At 64.2% G+C, this 13,975-nt stretch carries 16 protein-coding genes; 2 read left to right on the top strand and 14 right to left on the bottom strand.

Features of this window, described 5'->3' with window-relative positions; genetic code table 11:
- Positions 1-8: 8 nt before the first annotated feature.
- The 10 genes from FHR22_RS19995 to FHR22_RS20040 all read right to left on the bottom strand — a co-directional run bounded on the left by FHR22_RS19995 (position 9) and on the right by FHR22_RS20040 (position 8,000).
- Entirely contained in the window at positions 9-1,148 is a 1,140-nt protein-coding gene (locus FHR22_RS19995; RefSeq protein ID WP_208417830.1) for a phage major capsid protein, read from the bottom strand.
- A 5-nt stretch (positions 1,149-1,153) separates the two neighbouring features.
- Entirely contained in the window at positions 1,154-1,540 is a 387-nt protein-coding gene (locus FHR22_RS20000) for an HK97 family phage prohead protease (RefSeq protein WP_166945782.1), read from the bottom strand.
- Positions 1,541-1,632: 92 nt separating this feature from the next.
- A complete protein-coding gene (locus FHR22_RS20005; RefSeq protein WP_208417831.1) occupies positions 1,633-1,941 on the bottom strand; it encodes a DUF6127 family protein in 309 nt (102 codons plus the stop codon).
- 115 nt (positions 1,942-2,056) lie between these two features.
- Entirely contained in the window at positions 2,057-3,175 is a 1,119-nt protein-coding gene (locus FHR22_RS20010; RefSeq protein WP_166945559.1) for a phage portal protein, read from the bottom strand.
- A gap of 36 nt (positions 3,176-3,211) precedes the next feature.
- The gene (locus tag FHR22_RS20015; protein ID WP_166945561.1) at positions 3,212-3,706 is read right to left on the bottom strand and encodes an ImmA/IrrE family metallo-endopeptidase; all 495 of its coding nucleotides are present in this window, start codon (positions 3,704-3,706) and stop codon (positions 3,212-3,214) included.
- Complete coding sequence (locus FHR22_RS20020) at positions 3,696-4,097, bottom strand: hypothetical protein (protein WP_166945563.1); 402 nt, start codon at positions 4,095-4,097, stop codon at positions 3,696-3,698. The genes FHR22_RS20015 and FHR22_RS20020 overlap by 11 nt, the downstream gene beginning before the upstream one ends.
- A 113-nt stretch (positions 4,098-4,210) precedes the next feature.
- Positions 4,211-5,569: a DNA-packaging protein gene (locus FHR22_RS20025; RefSeq protein WP_341787030.1), complete on the bottom strand. Its 1,359-nt coding sequence runs from the start codon at positions 5,567-5,569 to the stop codon at positions 4,211-4,213.
- On the bottom strand, positions 5,566-6,177 hold the full coding sequence (locus FHR22_RS20030; protein ID WP_166945565.1) for a hypothetical protein: 612 nt from the start codon (positions 6,175-6,177) through the stop codon (positions 5,566-5,568). Before FHR22_RS20030 ends, FHR22_RS20025 begins: the two co-directional genes overlap by 4 nt.
- Before the next feature lie 571 nt (positions 6,178-6,748).
- Entirely contained in the window at positions 6,749-6,892 is a 144-nt protein-coding gene (locus tag FHR22_RS20035) for a hypothetical protein (RefSeq protein WP_166945567.1), read from the bottom strand.
- Between the two features lie 265 nt (positions 6,893-7,157).
- Positions 7,158-8,000: a DUF5343 domain-containing protein gene (locus FHR22_RS20040; protein WP_341787033.1), complete on the bottom strand. Its 843-nt coding sequence runs from the start codon at positions 7,998-8,000 to the stop codon at positions 7,158-7,160.
- A gap of 89 nt (positions 8,001-8,089) precedes the next feature.
- On the opposite strand from FHR22_RS20040, the gene FHR22_RS20045 reads away from it, so the two are divergent.
- Complete coding sequence (locus FHR22_RS20045) at positions 8,090-8,296, top strand: hypothetical protein (RefSeq protein WP_166945571.1); 207 nt, start codon at positions 8,090-8,092, stop codon at positions 8,294-8,296.
- 3 nt (positions 8,297-8,299) lie between these two features.
- On the opposite strand, the gene FHR22_RS20050 is transcribed toward FHR22_RS20045, so the two are convergent.
- The 4 genes from FHR22_RS20050 to pip all read right to left on the bottom strand — a co-directional run bounded on the left by FHR22_RS20050 (position 8,300) and on the right by pip (position 12,944).
- The gene (locus tag FHR22_RS20050; protein ID WP_166945573.1) at positions 8,300-9,262 is read right to left on the bottom strand and encodes an IS1595 family transposase; all 963 of its coding nucleotides are present in this window, start codon (positions 9,260-9,262) and stop codon (positions 8,300-8,302) included.
- A 169-nt stretch (positions 9,263-9,431) separates the two neighbouring features.
- Positions 9,432-10,583 (bottom strand): type I restriction endonuclease, encoded by a 1,152-nt coding sequence (locus FHR22_RS20055; protein WP_341787035.1) that lies wholly within the window; start codon positions 10,581-10,583, stop codon positions 9,432-9,434.
- A 193-nt stretch (positions 10,584-10,776) separates the two neighbouring features.
- Entirely contained in the window at positions 10,777-11,829 is a 1,053-nt protein-coding gene (locus FHR22_RS20060) for an endonuclease/exonuclease/phosphatase family protein (protein ID WP_243853898.1), read from the bottom strand.
- A 20-nt stretch (positions 11,830-11,849) separates the two neighbouring features.
- Entirely contained in the window at positions 11,850-12,944 is a 1,095-nt protein-coding gene (gene pip, locus FHR22_RS20065) for a prolyl aminopeptidase (protein WP_166945577.1), read from the bottom strand.
- A 221-nt stretch (positions 12,945-13,165) separates the two neighbouring features.
- Between pip and FHR22_RS20070 the strand changes: the two genes are divergently transcribed.
- Positions 13,166-13,795 (top strand): GGDEF domain-containing protein, encoded by a 630-nt coding sequence (locus tag FHR22_RS20070; protein WP_243853900.1) that lies wholly within the window; start codon positions 13,166-13,168, stop codon positions 13,793-13,795.
- Positions 13,796-13,975: the final 180 nt, after the last annotated feature.

The raw sequence follows: 13,975 nt of genomic DNA on the forward strand, positions 1-13,975 counted from the left end.
GGCTCTCGTCAGCTGGCGGCGAATTTCATCAGCTTGATGGCCTGCGAATCGATGATCGCACCGCCGACCCTTTTGGTTGCATAGAAATGCACGAAGGGCTTGTTGCTGAACGGATCGCGCAGGATACGCGTCTCGCCGCGGTCGGCGATCAGGTAACCGGCGCGGAAATTGCCGAACGCGATCGACAGGCTGTTCGCGCCGACGTCGGGCATGTCCTCGGCCTCGACGACCGGATAGCCGAGCAGGCTCGCCGCCTGCCCTTCGACCATCCCCGGCTGCCAGATGAAAGCGCCGTCGCTCGTCTTGAACTTGCGGATCCGCGCCAGCGTGTCCGAATTCATCACCCACGCCGCGCCCTGGCGATACGGCGCCTTCAGCGAATGGACCAGCTCGACCAGCCTGTCCTGCGGGTTCGACGCCGGAAACGCGCCCGCCGTCCCCGTCGCCAGATGCTGCAACGTCCCGAACGCGCGGACGCCGTCGGCCTCGTTCGTCGTCGTATAGGACAAGATGCCCTTCGGCCGGCTCGTCCCGTTGCCGCTGACGAACGCGCTGCCCTCGGCGACCGCAAATTCGCGCGCGATCTCGTCGGCCAGCCAGTCCTCGACGTTGAACATCGCATCGTCGAGCATCGCCTGGCTCGCCGCCGGATTGGCGTAAAGCTCGCCCGACGGCGGCGCGATCTCGGCAAAGCTGCGCGTGCCGGTCTCGGGCCGCGCCGCGGTCTCGCCGACCCAGCCCGCACCCGTCGCCCCGGTCGCGACCAGCTTGCGATAGCCGCTCGTCCCCGTCTGCACGACCGTCGCGATCGACCGGATCGGCGACAGCGACCGCAGCATGCTGGCGATCGTCCCGTCGATCTCGCGCGGCACCGCATAACCGCCCTCGCCGCCCGACGCCCCCGACAGGCTCTTCATCTCCACACCCGCATCGATCCCGCGCCGCAAATAGCGCTCGACAAAGGCATCACGCGCCGGATCGGCCGCCTTCGCCCCGTCGAGCGGCAGCCGCGCCGCCGCCACCGTCTGCGCAGCAACCTGCGCCTTCAGCGCCGCGACCGACGCCTTAAGCTCGTCGACCGCCTCCGCCGCCAGCACCGCATCGAACGCCCCGTCGAGCGCATCCGCCTTCACTTCCATATCGTCCATGCTTTTCACTCCTTCACCACCTGAATCACCCGCGCCAGCGGCTGCATCGGCATCGCCACCAGACTCACCTCGGCAAGGTCGAGCGCGGTCAGTTCGCGCGGGTCCGCCCCGCGCGCCGCGCGCACCCGATACCCAAAGCTCAATCCCGTCAGCGCGCCGCGCGCGACCAGCGCCGCCGCGGTCGGATGCGTGACCCGCGCCACCACCCGCAGCCCGCGCCGGTCCTCGGCCAGCGCCTCGATCACCCCGATCATCGCGCCCGGCCGATGCTGCCACAGCAAGGGCACCGCGCGCCGCTCGGCGAGGCTCGCCGCAAAGGCCCCCGCACGCACCACATCGCCGCCGCGATCGACCCGGTCGAACACCGAGGCATAGCCAGCGAAGCGGACTATTGAGGACGTGCCGCACCAGCCCGCTCCCCCGCCTGCCCGGGCGGAGGAGCGGGCTGGTGCGGCCCCAGCGTCAGCCGGGATCAGGCGCCCCTTCACTTCAGCAATCCCGGCAGCCCCAGCTTCATCGCCAGCCCCACCACCAGCAGCGCCAGCATCCCGCGCACCGCCCAGTCGACCACCGCCGCCCACACGCTCTTCTTCGCATCGCGCCACGCGCCGAGCAGTTGCCTGAGGTCGCTCACGTCATCACGCGCCGCCGCGTCGGCCAGCCCCAGCCGCGCCAGCGCCCGCCGCGCGCCCAGCTCGCTCGCCTCCTCGACCACCGCGCGCAGCAGCGCCGCATCGGGCGCACTCGTCCCCGCCAGCGCGATCAACCGCGCCAGCGCCTCGTCCTCGTCCATGCTCATTTTCCTTTCGTCATCCCGGACTTGATCCGGGATCCACAGCAGCGCCGCACTCATGGACCCCGGATCAAGCCTGTCTGAGCCTGTCGAAGGGTCCGGGGTGACGGGGCGGCTATTCCACCCCCAGCAGCGCCTTCTTCTCATCCGCGCTCAGCCAGTCGGCCGCCGACACCTCGCGCCACAATGCCATCCGGTCCTCGGCCAGCGCCGGCACCCGATCCAGATCGACGCGCAGCGCAGCGCCGTCGAACCAGCCCGCCAGCCCCTGCGCGATCGCCCCCAAAATCTTCGCGCACAAAGGCAGCACCGTCAGCCGCCACAGCGCGCGATTGGCTTCGCGATAATTGGCATAGGTCGCGTCGCCGGGCAGCCCGAGCAGCATCGGCGGCACCCCGAACGCCATCGCAATCTCGCGCGCGCTCATATCCTTCAGCGCCAGGAAATCCATCTCGGCGGGCGACAGCGACAGCGCCTGCCACTTGAGCCCGCCCTCGAGCAGCAACGACCGCCCGGCATTCGCCCCGCCGGCAAAGCTCTCGGCCAGTTCCTCGCGCAGCCGGTCGACCTGCTCGGCCGACAGCGGCACCCCCTTGTCGCCCGGATCATGGACCAGCGCCCCCGACGGCCGCGCCGCATTCTCCAGCAGCGCCGCGTTCCACCTCGCCGCCGCATTATGCGCCGCGATCGCGCCCGCCGCCGCACCCAGGCACCCCGCGCCATAATGATCGTCCAGCGGATGCAGCGCCTTCACATGCACCACCGCCGTCCGCCCCGCGCCATCCTCGGCGGGCAGCACCGCGCTGGCGCCCCCCGCCTTGTACCGATAGGCGACCGGCCACCCGCGCGCATCGGCCTCGACCGTCACCCGCTCGGGGCGCAGCGCGAACAGCTCGGCGGGTGCCCCCGCGCCGTCGGCCAATATCTGGACATAGCCATTGCCGTGCAGCAGCAGCTGCGACGCCAAGGTCTCGACCAGCCCCTGCCCGCCCGACGTCGCCGCGACCAGCGCCGCCAGCGCCGGATCGCTCGCCGCCACCGGCGCCGATCCCGCCGCCTCGGCAACCAGCCGCACCGCCCGCTGGACGATCGCATTGCCCAGATACCCCTCGCGGACCTGCGCCTCATACGACAGCGGCGCCGGCGCCGAGCCCGCGATTCCATAGCTCCCATAGACACGCGACAAAGCGGGCCGCGCAGCACCCTGCGCGGCCTTGCGGCCAAACCAGTTCATGATGTTCTCCCGAATAGTGAGAGCGTTAGTGCAAGATTATGCGGCGAGGCCGAGCGTCTTCAGACGAATTTCCATCGCAGCCTTGGACACGCCGAAAGCGGCAGCAAGCTGCCCGGCATTTTGGTACTCGGCGAATTTTTTCCGAACCAGCGGCGCAGGCATCACGATCTGCGCCGCGAGACGGTTCGCCTGAATTTCATGCTGCCGCGTAAACGGCGACGCCGGATTATCTTCTGGCACCCCATACAGCCTATCCGTGTGGCGATTCATCCTGTCGCCATCGATCTGCATCAGATCACGATGGAGAAGATAGTGGGCCAATTCATGGGCAGCACTGAAGCGGCGGCGCGTCGCTCCCTCGGATGCGTTGACAACAACGCTAAACCGGTCGCCCTTTCGCTCTATCCAGGCTGACTCACCTGAACCAATGGGCTTCTCGGCATAGTCGATGCCCAGGGCATCGAAAATTGCATACAAATCAACCGGAGCCGCGCCAAGGTAGCGAGCGACGGTCTGCATCTCATTTTCCATCGTCGCCCTCCTTTCCGGCGTCACCTGTCGCGATCACAATATCGTTCAAATCCGCGTCCGATATAGTGTCGCGGGGCAAATTCTGCAAACTGTCCTGAACTTCTCTCAAGATGAGGGGCGGAGCAATTTTCTTGACCTCCGCTTCAGCAACATCTTCCGCCCTCTCGATGGTCAAGCCGCGCAATGCCCAAAATCCGTACAGGGCGGCGATACCGAAAAGGGTTTGAAAAACAGTCAACGAAACCGCGATGTGGTCGAAATCCGGCTTCCCCTTTTCTCCCCACAATATGAGCAATGCGGCAGTGTCAACAATGAGGAGGACCATGAGGATCAACAACAGATAGCCTTGTTGTTCTATCGTCTTTTCAAGCTTCTTCAGTCTCGCTTCCACAAGCGCCTCCCCATTTTCGGACGGCTAAGACGGATCAAGGCTGGGGTCAATCAACCGGAGAACATACCCGGCAGCAAGCACCATGTTTTAGGTCCGTAGCGGATGCTTCGGCATCAAACCCGCCGCACCCCCGGCCCCCGGCCCTTCCGCACCCCCTCCAGCAACGCCGCCAGCGCCCAGACACACGCATCGGCCCGATCGGGCGAGCGCCCCGGCCCGGCATAGCCGCCGCCGACCTGCAGCCCGCAAAGCTCGTCCTCCAGCGCGGCGAACGCCCCCGCATGCACCACCTGTCCGCGCTCATAGGCGAGCGCCACCGGCTCCGCCCTTCGCGCCTTGCCGATGCTCGCATGCACCGGCACCACCGGCAGCGCCGCCTCGGCCTGGCGCAGCGTCGCCGCGACCATCTCGCCGCCCATATTGCTCTCGGCCACCACCCGCTCGGCACCCCAGCGCGCCGCCGCCGCGACGACCGCCTGCGCCCATCGCGCCGGCGGCGGATTTTCGACGCTCGCATCCTCGACCACCGCCAGCCGCCCGTCGCGCAGCAAGGCCGCCACCACGATCCCGCACGCGTCGCCATGCGACGTCGCCGGCGGATCGACCCCGATCACCACCCGCACCGGCTTGCCGATACCCGCGGCATCGACCCGGCACCGCTCGACCAGCGCCCGCGTCCACAGCGCGCCCTCGATATCCTCCAGCATCTCACCGTCGAGTTCCTGCCGCCCGAGCCGCGTCCCGCCATAGGTTGCGATCATCGCGGCGACGAAATTGTCGGGCAGCCACAGATTGTCGCGCGTCCGGCCCAGCGTCTCCGCCTTCCCCGGCGCGGCTATCACCTTGCGCATCACCGCATTGACCCGCGGCGTCGTCGTCACCACGACGCGCGGCCGCTCGCCCAGCCGCATGCCGAGCATCAGATTGTCCCACGCCGTCTCGCCGCGCCGCCATTTCGCCAGTTCGTCGCACCATGCCGCATGATGTTCGGGGCCGCGCAATTCCTCGCCCGCCTCGGACGAATAAAGCGTCGCCACCGCGCCGCTCGCAAACAGCAGTTCGCGCCGCCCGTTCGTCCAGCGCGGCGCTTCACCCTCCCGCGCGACCGCCAGCAGCCCGCTCGGCCCCTCGATCATCACCCGCAAGCCATCGGCCTGCGTCGCCGCGACCAGCGCGATCCGCGCCCCGGGCATATCGCGCGCCATCTGGCTCACCCATTCGGATCCCGCCCGCGTCTTGCCAAAGCCGCGCCCGGCGCGGATCAGCCAGATGCGCCAGTCGCCCGGCGGTTCGCGCTGGCCGTCATTCTCGAACCCGTACCAACGCGTCGCCAGTTCGGCCTTCTGCCCGGCGTTCAGTTCGCACAGCACGTTGCGCAGATCCGCGGGATCCAACTCGCTCAATTCGGCCAGGATGTCGTCGGACGTCGCCCGCAAATCGCCGGCGCTCTTCGGCGCCCTGCGGCGGTTCACGCCTCGCCGCTCCCCCCGGTCTCGGGGCTCTGATCCGGTACCGGGGCTGGCGCCGGTGCCGGCGTCGGCGTCAGTTCGCCGCCGTCGACAATCCGGTCCCGCCGCTCGCGCTGCCGTTTCACCATCGCAATCCGCCTGATCAGCACCGCGTCGGTTTCTTCCTGCGTCGCGATATGGCGCGCCGCCGGATGGCGGCGATGCGCCTGCCCCTGCTGGACGCTGCGGCGGTGCAAGTTGAGCAGCGTCATCGCCTGCTCGACGGTCATTTTCTCGACCGGCTCGCGGCGCTCTTCCTCGACGTCGATATCGAGCGCCCCGGTGACTTCGAGCGCCCGGCGCAACAAGGCGGTTTCCAGCCGTTCGAACCCGATTTCCAGCGCCTGCTGCCACGCCCGCGCGAACTCCGGATCGCGCTGGCGCAGCGTATAGGCCTTGCGGTCGGCCACCCCGGCCGCCGTATGCGCGCGCGTCACGTTACAGCTATACGCCAGCTCGGTCAGAAACGCCGCGCGCCGCGCCTTGGTCCAGCTCTGCGGCCGCGCCCGGCGCCGCTGCAACGGCCCGTTCTGGAATCCCGAAATCTGCTCCTCACCATCATTCGCCATCATCCGCACCCTATCCAACGCAAACGGGCCGGATCGCCTCCCCCTCTCAGGATCGGCCCCGGCCCGACTCGCAATTCTTCATGATGTGATACTTGTGGCGTTTATGTAGTTTGCAAACCCACAAGCATCTTGACTGGCGAGCGCCCCTTACGGTGGACGCGATTCGCCATGATGTAGAAATCTCTACACCAAGCGTGACGCTGTGTCAAGAAAAATAACCTATTTGGTTAGACGCTCTCCCCAAGTCGCTGAGAGCATGGAAAACATGGAGCAATAGGTTTTTGGTGGGAAAGGGCGTACGCTCGCCACCCGTACAGAAGGCATTATGCCATATGGCGGTCAGGGCGGGAGATATTCCAATGCCCAGAACACGCCGCACGAAACTCAATGCGTACAGGCAGCTCGCCGAGCTTGAGAAGCACGACACCAAACAGCACTTCCATGAAGCCATGGGCGGGGAGGTTATGGGGGAGCCGGACCAAAAGCAGCCCGGCCCGTCCCGCAGTCACGCCCGAGAGACGCAGAGGCGCGGGGTGGATACTCCGCCCGACAGCGAAGGTTCCGGCGGGTAACTCTAGGGTGCGGGCTTCTCGACCGGCTTATGCTTCACCAGCTTCCCTAGGCGCTCGTCGAAGCGCTTGGGATCGTCGTCGGTTTCGAGGTCGCGCGCGGCTTCCTTGAACTTGTCGAGTTGGGACCGCTTTGGTTCGCTGGTCATTTGCAAATTCTCCACGATTCCCGTATATAGCACAAAGGCCGGGGGTCGTTTAGACCCCCGGCCGCAAGTGGGCTAGAGTGGATGAGCTTAGTCTTTTCTTGTACCCCTTGTGGGCACTGCCAGATTGGGAGACGGTCTAGGTCTCTTTCTCCGGGGTGCTAGCCTCTAGCTAGGTTGTTGCCGGGCCATGCCCATCACCTCCTTCCTAGTTGGTTCCGAGTGAGACGGGGCGGGATTGCCGACCAGCAAGCGCCCCGTTTCACTTTTACAAATCGTCATCTTCGTCCGCCTCCGGTTCGTTGACTGCCGCGGCTTCGGCCTCGGACAAGATGGGGTAAACAAAATCAATCACCGCTCCGAGCGTGGCCATGAAGCTGTCGCGCTTCTTCTGGGTCCAGCCAGCGCCTTCCGCGGGCAAGCTGGCAAGCAACCCTGCAACGGGAGCCGGAAGCCCGTCGATCTTCGGCGCTCCGCTACCGGGCGGATTTCCTCCAGTACGGAGCGGCGTCTGCCGCTGCGCCGCGGCAGGTTTGGCAGCGGGAGGCTTGGCGCGAGCCGCTGCTCCATTTGACGATTTACGGGGAGCCGGCTTCGCGCGTTCCTGGACCACGCCAGCCGCGGCATAGAGCCCGAAGAACAACGACACCATGCGCGACTGCTGCCCAATGGGCTTGTAGGTACGGAATGCATCCCGCACGTCGCTTTCCGTCGCTGTCGCAGGATCAACATAGGCCAACGCATCTTCGTATGCGCCGTTGAGCCATTCCGCGAGGCGCGCCTGATACTCGGCCTCCGGTGCCAGACGGATGCCCTCCAAAACCGGGGTAGGCTTCCCATCCTCGTCAATGAGGTCGAGAGCAATCAGCGCGTAAAGCGTACGTGCGATCAAGCTGTCGGAAATACCGGCGCGGGCGAGCGTGTCTCCATCGACCACGCTGGGCAGCCCCTTGTTCCGGTGGCGCTCAACAATCGACATGATCGCAGAAGCTGGCGCGTAAGGTCCCGGCTTGTCTGTAGTAACAGGCATATCGAATCGTCCCTCGTCCTCGGTTACAGGACAAGCATACGGACAAAACCAGAGATTGCAATACCGTGTTTTGAAGATCATGTTACATGGATATATTGGCCTATAGATTTGATTTTGCGTAATTTTTTCTCTATAATTTGGCCTCGTACCGAAAAAAGGAGAAATCTCTCATGGCAAACCTTTCCGGCGATCCAAGGCTTGTTGCGCGCCGCTGCGGTGGGTGGCTCGCGCTATCAGGCCACGAAAATCCTATAAAAATCGGCGTATGCGGCAAAACAGAAACAGCCGCGCTTGAAAATTTTCGGAAATCGATCTCCGCGTGGAAGGCTGATATTGATGCCGATGTTACAAATTTGGCTGACAACGTTTGCAACTAACGCTTACGCGTCAGCCCGCCGATAGGTCAGGCGCTTTCCCACGATCCCGCGCGCGGCCGCAACAGCCCGACCACGGTCGTCAATACCGTTGGCCTGACGGGTGTTATAGCGGAACTCGAACTCTGCCAGATAGCGGTGCAGATGCTGCTCGCCGCAATGCTGGTAGACGCCCTTCATGCCGCGCTTGAAAATCGAAAACGCGCCTTCGACGGTGTTCGTGTGGATCGTGCGGTCCTGATAATCGACGTACTGGCGGGCGCCGTGGAGCGTCGTGCCATGCTCGGCAAACTCGCGGCCGATCTTCTTGTACATCTTCGCTTCGTCCGTCATCAAACGGGCTTCGCGGGCGATGTTGTTCAAAACGATGGGGTGAACCTCGTCGGCGCGGAACTTGTCGAACGTGAACGAGCGCATGGTGCCGGTTTCGCGGTCCACCAGCGCGAGAACGCCGAACTTGTGGGCCGTGCCAGCCTTGGCACCGCGACGGCCTTCCTTGGTGCCGAAATAGGTTTCATCAACCTCGACAGCGCCACCGCCCGAACCGAAGGGGGCAGCAAGGTCGCCCGAACGCATGGCTTCACGGATGCGGTGGGCGAGGAACCAAGCGGTCTTGTACTGGACCTCAAGGATGCGACCGAGCTGGTGGGCAGAAATGCCCTTCTTGCTCGACGCGATCAGGTGGACCGCCTGTAGCATCTTGTGAAGCGGCATGCGGGCATGCTCGAAAACGGTGCCGACCTTGACGGTGAACTGCTTGCGGCACTCGCCGCACTTCTTGAGGCCGTGACGGAGCGCGCCTTCCGGAGTCTTGAGGGTCGGCTTGCCGCGAACGCCCGACAGGTCATAGACCCGACCACCGATCACACCGCAATGCGGGCAGACAACGCCGTCGGCCCACACGATGCTCTCCAGATGCTCGAAGGCCTTGGCTTCGTCGTGGAAATAGGGGGAAGAGAGAACCGACATGGCAAAAGCTCCGTTTGACGAGCTTTTCCTAGCGTGTCAGCGTGGGTTTGTAAAGTACATAATCGCGATACTTGTGCCATATCAGCGTGACGATGTCAACAAGAAATAACCTATATGGTTATATCGAAACACGGACGCGATTTTGCCTTCTCGTCACCCGTGGCCAGCTCTATTTGCTCTTGCTGCCTTCAATTTCGTTAATCCGGGCTTCGAGCTGAGCCGACAGCTTGTAGATGTCCGTTAGGTCATTAATCTGATTGCGGGTCTCCGTTTGCCCAACGAATGTCCCCACATATTTCGTGGTGATCCCGTTAAAATGCAGTCGCGCCAGCGATTTTCGGTTATTGTCATCGAGCAGGACGGCGCAGTAGGATTTCGCATCCCGCATGAAAACGCGCTTGGGATCGACCAGCTTTGAGACGATGGCCTGCACGATTCGAAAACCGCTCACTTCCTCCTCGGTCGTGATGACTTCCTCTGGAGATGTAGCAGGACCGTTGTCGGGCTCGGGTACGGCGGTTGCATTCAGAGCCGAAGTCAGACGATCATTTACATGATCCCGTACAATGGCTGCGAAAGAATTAGCGATCAAACGCGTGAAATTATCCTTCACCTGCGAGGTGACCTGCCCAGAGTAAACACGTTTGGCGATCAGACGGGCGAACTCCTCTGACGCGGTTGCCATTTCACTTTCAAGTTCTTTGCGCACGAGAGATTCTAATTTCAGATTCGAAGCTTCTCTGACGATCGCGTCTATATCGAAGCCCGTCCGAGTGAAGCTTTCAAGAATTCTCACGTCGGATTTCCGGATCGCATCGAGACTCAAAGTGAAGAATGGCTGCGCGTCCATTTTATTCGGTTGGTCAATGTCAGAAAAGAATTTGTAGATCACGCCATTGGTCAAGATCGCTAGGCGAGCATCGGTCACACTAAAATATCGAAAAAGCTGTGACGCGTGATTAATCGTAAGTTCACCAGTGGACGGCTTACACTCGATCAGAATACACGGCTTCCCATCGATGCAGATTGCGTAGTCAACCTTTTCACCCTTCTTCGTTCCGACATCAGCATTAAATTCCGGAACAACTTCAGAAGGGTTGAATACGTCATAGCCGAGCAGGTTAATGAAAGGCATGACGAGTGCTGTCTTTGCAGCTTGTTCGGTGAGCAAAACCTCGCGGTGCTGCTGCGTCTTTTTGGACAGTTCAGTGAGTCGTGTCGCTAAATCCATACTATTCCCCCTTCTCCCTTTAGAGGCAATTTGCATGTAAAGCGGCCGGATTGCAATCGGCGCCGAAGCGTTGCATTTTTTGTTTTCCACTCGCGCGCAATCCCACACGTCCACGCGATTTGCATGCTTCCTTGACTTCACGGCAGACGGAAACCGATCATTATCCAGCCAAGCTGTGTACATGAAGCACAGTCCACTATCTCCCCCCGACTTGATCTGGGGTGACGAAGGGGTAGGCCTCCTTCCAAATGAACCTATGTCCTCAGGGCAGACTCAACATGGCTTACCCTGAACAAGCCCCTGTCCCCTCCGCCCCCGCCGGCCAGCGCAGTTCATAGGTCACCAGAAACCCGTCATGGTCGGACAATCGCGGCCCGCTCGCGCCGCCGTCGAACATCGCCTCGACGCGGATCGGGCGCACTTCCATCCGTTCGCCATTGGCGAAGAATTGCAGGTCCTGCGTGTCCATCCACGGCGCGTCGCCGTCCCACGACATCTTGACCTCGCATCCCGATGTGCGGTCGATGCACATTTCGTGGACCAGCATCAGCGGGTGATATTCCGAAAATTCCTCCCAGCGCGCTTCCGAATGGCGCATGTTGAAATCGCCGCCAAAGATCAGCGGATGCGCCATATTCTCGGTCGCGGCGATGAACCGCGACGCCTGCACCGCCTGGCGCGCATGCGCTTCGCGGTTGCGCGCTTCGGACACGCGCGATGCGTGGCGCGAATTCATGTGGCTGTTATAGATGTCGACCGGCACCGGCACCCCGGGCAGCGCGATGCGCGCTAGCATGATGCCCTTGTTCGCCAGGCAATCGAACCCCGCGCACGACCGCAGGCCATAGGCGTTCACCCGCGTCTCGACGATCGGATAGCGCGACGCCACCGCCAGCCCGCCGCCGAGCAGGCGGATGCCGATCTCGCCCTTCAGCGGCTTGCTCTTTCCCGGCATCCGTTCGTTGGCGCTGATCATCGGCCGGGTCGTGCGCCGCGGTCCGGGGACGATCGCCGGATAGCCGCTGGCGGCGACCGCATGCTTCGCCGCGCCGCTGAACATCTCCTGGAACAGCACCACATCGGGGGCGGTCCCGGCGGCGTGCATCGCCGCCAGCTGCGCGCCGATCGCCCGCAATTCGCGCGCGCGTCCCTTGCGCGCCGGCCAGCCCAGCCCTTCGAGGTTATAGGTCAGGACCGACAGCGTCGCGGTCCGCTCGCGGCCGTCGGCGCTCGCCGCGACCGCGACGGGCGGGGCGGCCGCGCACGCCATGACGCGCAGCGGCGGCTTCGGCCCGCAGGCGGCAAGCATCAGCGCCGCGGCGGCGGCCGCTGCCATGGACCGGACCGCCATCCTGCTCAGCCCGCCGCGATCGCCGGCAACCCGTCCATCACTGCGGTCAGCGCCAGCGCATTTTCGCGCTCCATCGCGCTGTGCCCGGCGTTGGTGACGATATAGCTCGCGGGCTCGCTGCCCGCTTCGCGCAGCGCCGCGACCAGCCGCGACGCCTGCGTCAGCGGGCACACCTCGTCGAACCGGCCGTGGACGATATGCAGCGGGATCGACGCCAGCACCCCGATATGGTCGAAGAAATGCCCCGGCGCGATGAACAGCTCATTGGCGAAATAATGCGCCTCGATCTGCGCGAAACACAGCGCGAAATCGGCCTCGCCGAACTTGCCGGTGTCGGCGGTCTCGGGGATCATGTTCGAAATCACCCCTTCCCACAGGGACCAGGTCAGCGCCGCCTGCAACTGCCGCGCCTTCTCTTCGTCGTTCGCGGGGACCATGTCGAAGATCGCCTTGTAGGATTTCATCACGTCGCCGCGTTCCGCCGGCGTCAGCACCGACAGCAGTTCGCCCCATTCTTCGGGATATTTGATATAGGCGCCGGGCGCGGTCAGCCCGTACGGGTCGGCCTCCCACGTCGCGGCATTGCCCTGATACAGATATTCCAGATCTTCGGCCGCGCCCAGAAAGATGCCGCGCAGCACCAGGCTCGCGATATGTTCGGGGTGCGCGATGCCATAGGCCATCGCCAGCGTGCTGCCCCAGCTACCCCCGAACACATGCATCCGCCCCGCGATCTCCAGATGCTCGCGCAGCTTGACGATGTCGCCGATCAGGTCGGCGGTGGTGTTTTTACCGAGCGCGACCGCGGGGCCCGCCGCCGCGACATTGGGCACGCTCTTGCCGCAGCCGCGCTGGTCGAACAGGATGACGCGGTAGCGGGCGGGGTCGAAAAAGCGCGCCATCACCGGGGCGCAGGCGCCGCCGGGGCCGCCGTGCAGGAACATCACCGGCTCGCCCGCCGGATTGCCATATTCCTCCCAATAGATGCGGTGCGCGGGGCCGGTGTCGACCTCGAGCCAGCCGAAGTTCAGGCACGGCGGCTGCGGATAGACCCAGTCGTCGCCGATCTTGCTCGATGCCTGCAGCCGTGAAAAGTCCATGCGTTGCTCCTCTGCCTGGCGTCGCCGCCGTCCCGGCCGGGCTTAACCGCGATCGCCGTCCGGGCCAACCCGCGTCCACCCTGCGCGTCGATAATTGCCTGTTTCCCAACTGCTTGTCGGCACCTTCGCCACGCTTCGCCGCAGATGCTTAGCGTCTTAACTTTCTGGAAATATTGTTCGGCTGGGCATCGCGCCCGGGGGGCTCGATCGATGGAGTTCCTATGCGATTCTACGAAGCGACGCGTTTCCTTTTCCCCCGCCATTACGAACGCCGCATCCTCGCCATCTGCTTTGCCGCGGTCCACCTGCCGCTCATCGGCTGCGTCATCCTGCTCAGCTGGCGCAGCGCCTGGGATCCGTCGCTGTTCGGCGTCCTGCTCGCCGCGACCCTGCTCGGCACCATCGGCGCGATCTTTGCGGTGTCCGAACTGCTGATGCCGATCCGGCGCGCGACGGTCATGCTCCAGACGGTGCAGCGCGGCGGGCGCGTCGGGCCGGTGCCGGTCGGCGGCGACGATCTTGTCGGCCAGCTCCTCCACGGCGTCGCGCAGGCGGTCAGCGAAACCGCGCGGCGGATCGAACAGCTCAAGGACGCGGCCGAACGCGACCTGCTCACCGGGCTGCGCAACCGCCGCGGCTTCCTCGACGCCGTCGCGCCGCTGCTCGCCGCCGACACCAAAAGCTCGACGATCGCGCTGCTCGACCTCGACCATTTCAAGGCGGTGAACGACGATCACGGCCACGACCGCGGCGACCAACTCCTAACCCACTTCGCGGACAAGCTTACCGCCGCGCTCGGCCGTTCCGACGTCGCCGCGCGCTGGGGCGGGGAGGAATTTATCGTCCTCTGAACACGCCGACGGCAAAGGCCGGCGAAATCCTCACCCGGCTGCAACAGGCGATACGGCGAAGCGACGCCTTTGCAGTCGACGGGCGCCCGATCACCTTCTCCTGCGGGCTCGCCCCCGTCCGCGGTTATGCCGGACTGGCGGACGCGATCCGGCGCGCCGACCAAAGGCTCTATGCGGCGA

It is taken from the genome of Sphingopyxis panaciterrae (genome assembly GCF_011762125.1).
Classification (GTDB): domain Bacteria; phylum Pseudomonadota; class Alphaproteobacteria; order Sphingomonadales; family Sphingomonadaceae; genus Sphingopyxis; species Sphingopyxis panaciterrae.

Coding starts and splice junctions, on each gene's coding strand:
- FHR22_RS19995 (WP_208417830.1), bottom strand. CDS start 1,148: ATGGACGATATGGAAGTGAAGGCGGATGCGCTCGACGGGGCGTTCGAT.
- FHR22_RS20005 (WP_208417831.1), bottom strand. CDS start 1,941: ATGGACGAGGACGAGGCGCTGGCGCGGTTGATCGCGCTGGCGGGGACG.
- FHR22_RS20010 (WP_166945559.1), bottom strand. CDS start 3,175: ATGAACTGGTTTGGCCGCAAGGCCGCGCAGGGTGCTGCGCGGCCCGCT.
- FHR22_RS20015 (WP_166945561.1), bottom strand. CDS start 3,706: ATGGAAAATGAGATGCAGACCGTCGCTCGCTACCTTGGCGCGGCTCCG.
- FHR22_RS20030 (WP_166945565.1), bottom strand. CDS start 6,177: ATGATGGCGAATGATGGTGAGGAGCAGATTTCGGGATTCCAGAACGGG.
- FHR22_RS20035 (WP_166945567.1), bottom strand. CDS start 6,892: ATGACCAGCGAACCAAAGCGGTCCCAACTCGACAAGTTCAAGGAAGCC.
- FHR22_RS20040 (WP_341787033.1), bottom strand. CDS start 8,000: ATGATCTTCAAAACACGGTATTGCAATCTCTGGTTTTGTCCGTATGCT.
- FHR22_RS20045 (WP_166945571.1), top strand. CDS start 8,090: ATGGCAAACCTTTCCGGCGATCCAAGGCTTGTTGCGCGCCGCTGCGGT.
- FHR22_RS20050 (WP_166945573.1), bottom strand. CDS start 9,262: ATGTCGGTTCTCTCTTCCCCCTATTTCCACGACGAAGCCAAGGCCTTC.
- FHR22_RS20060 (WP_243853898.1), bottom strand. CDS start 11,829: ATGGCAGCGGCCGCCGCCGCGGCGCTGATGCTTGCCGCCTGCGGGCCG.
- pip (WP_166945577.1), bottom strand. CDS start 12,944: ATGGACTTTTCACGGCTGCAGGCATCGAGCAAGATCGGCGACGACTGG.
- FHR22_RS20070 (WP_243853900.1), top strand. CDS start 13,166: ATGCGATTCTACGAAGCGACGCGTTTCCTTTTCCCCCGCCATTACGAA.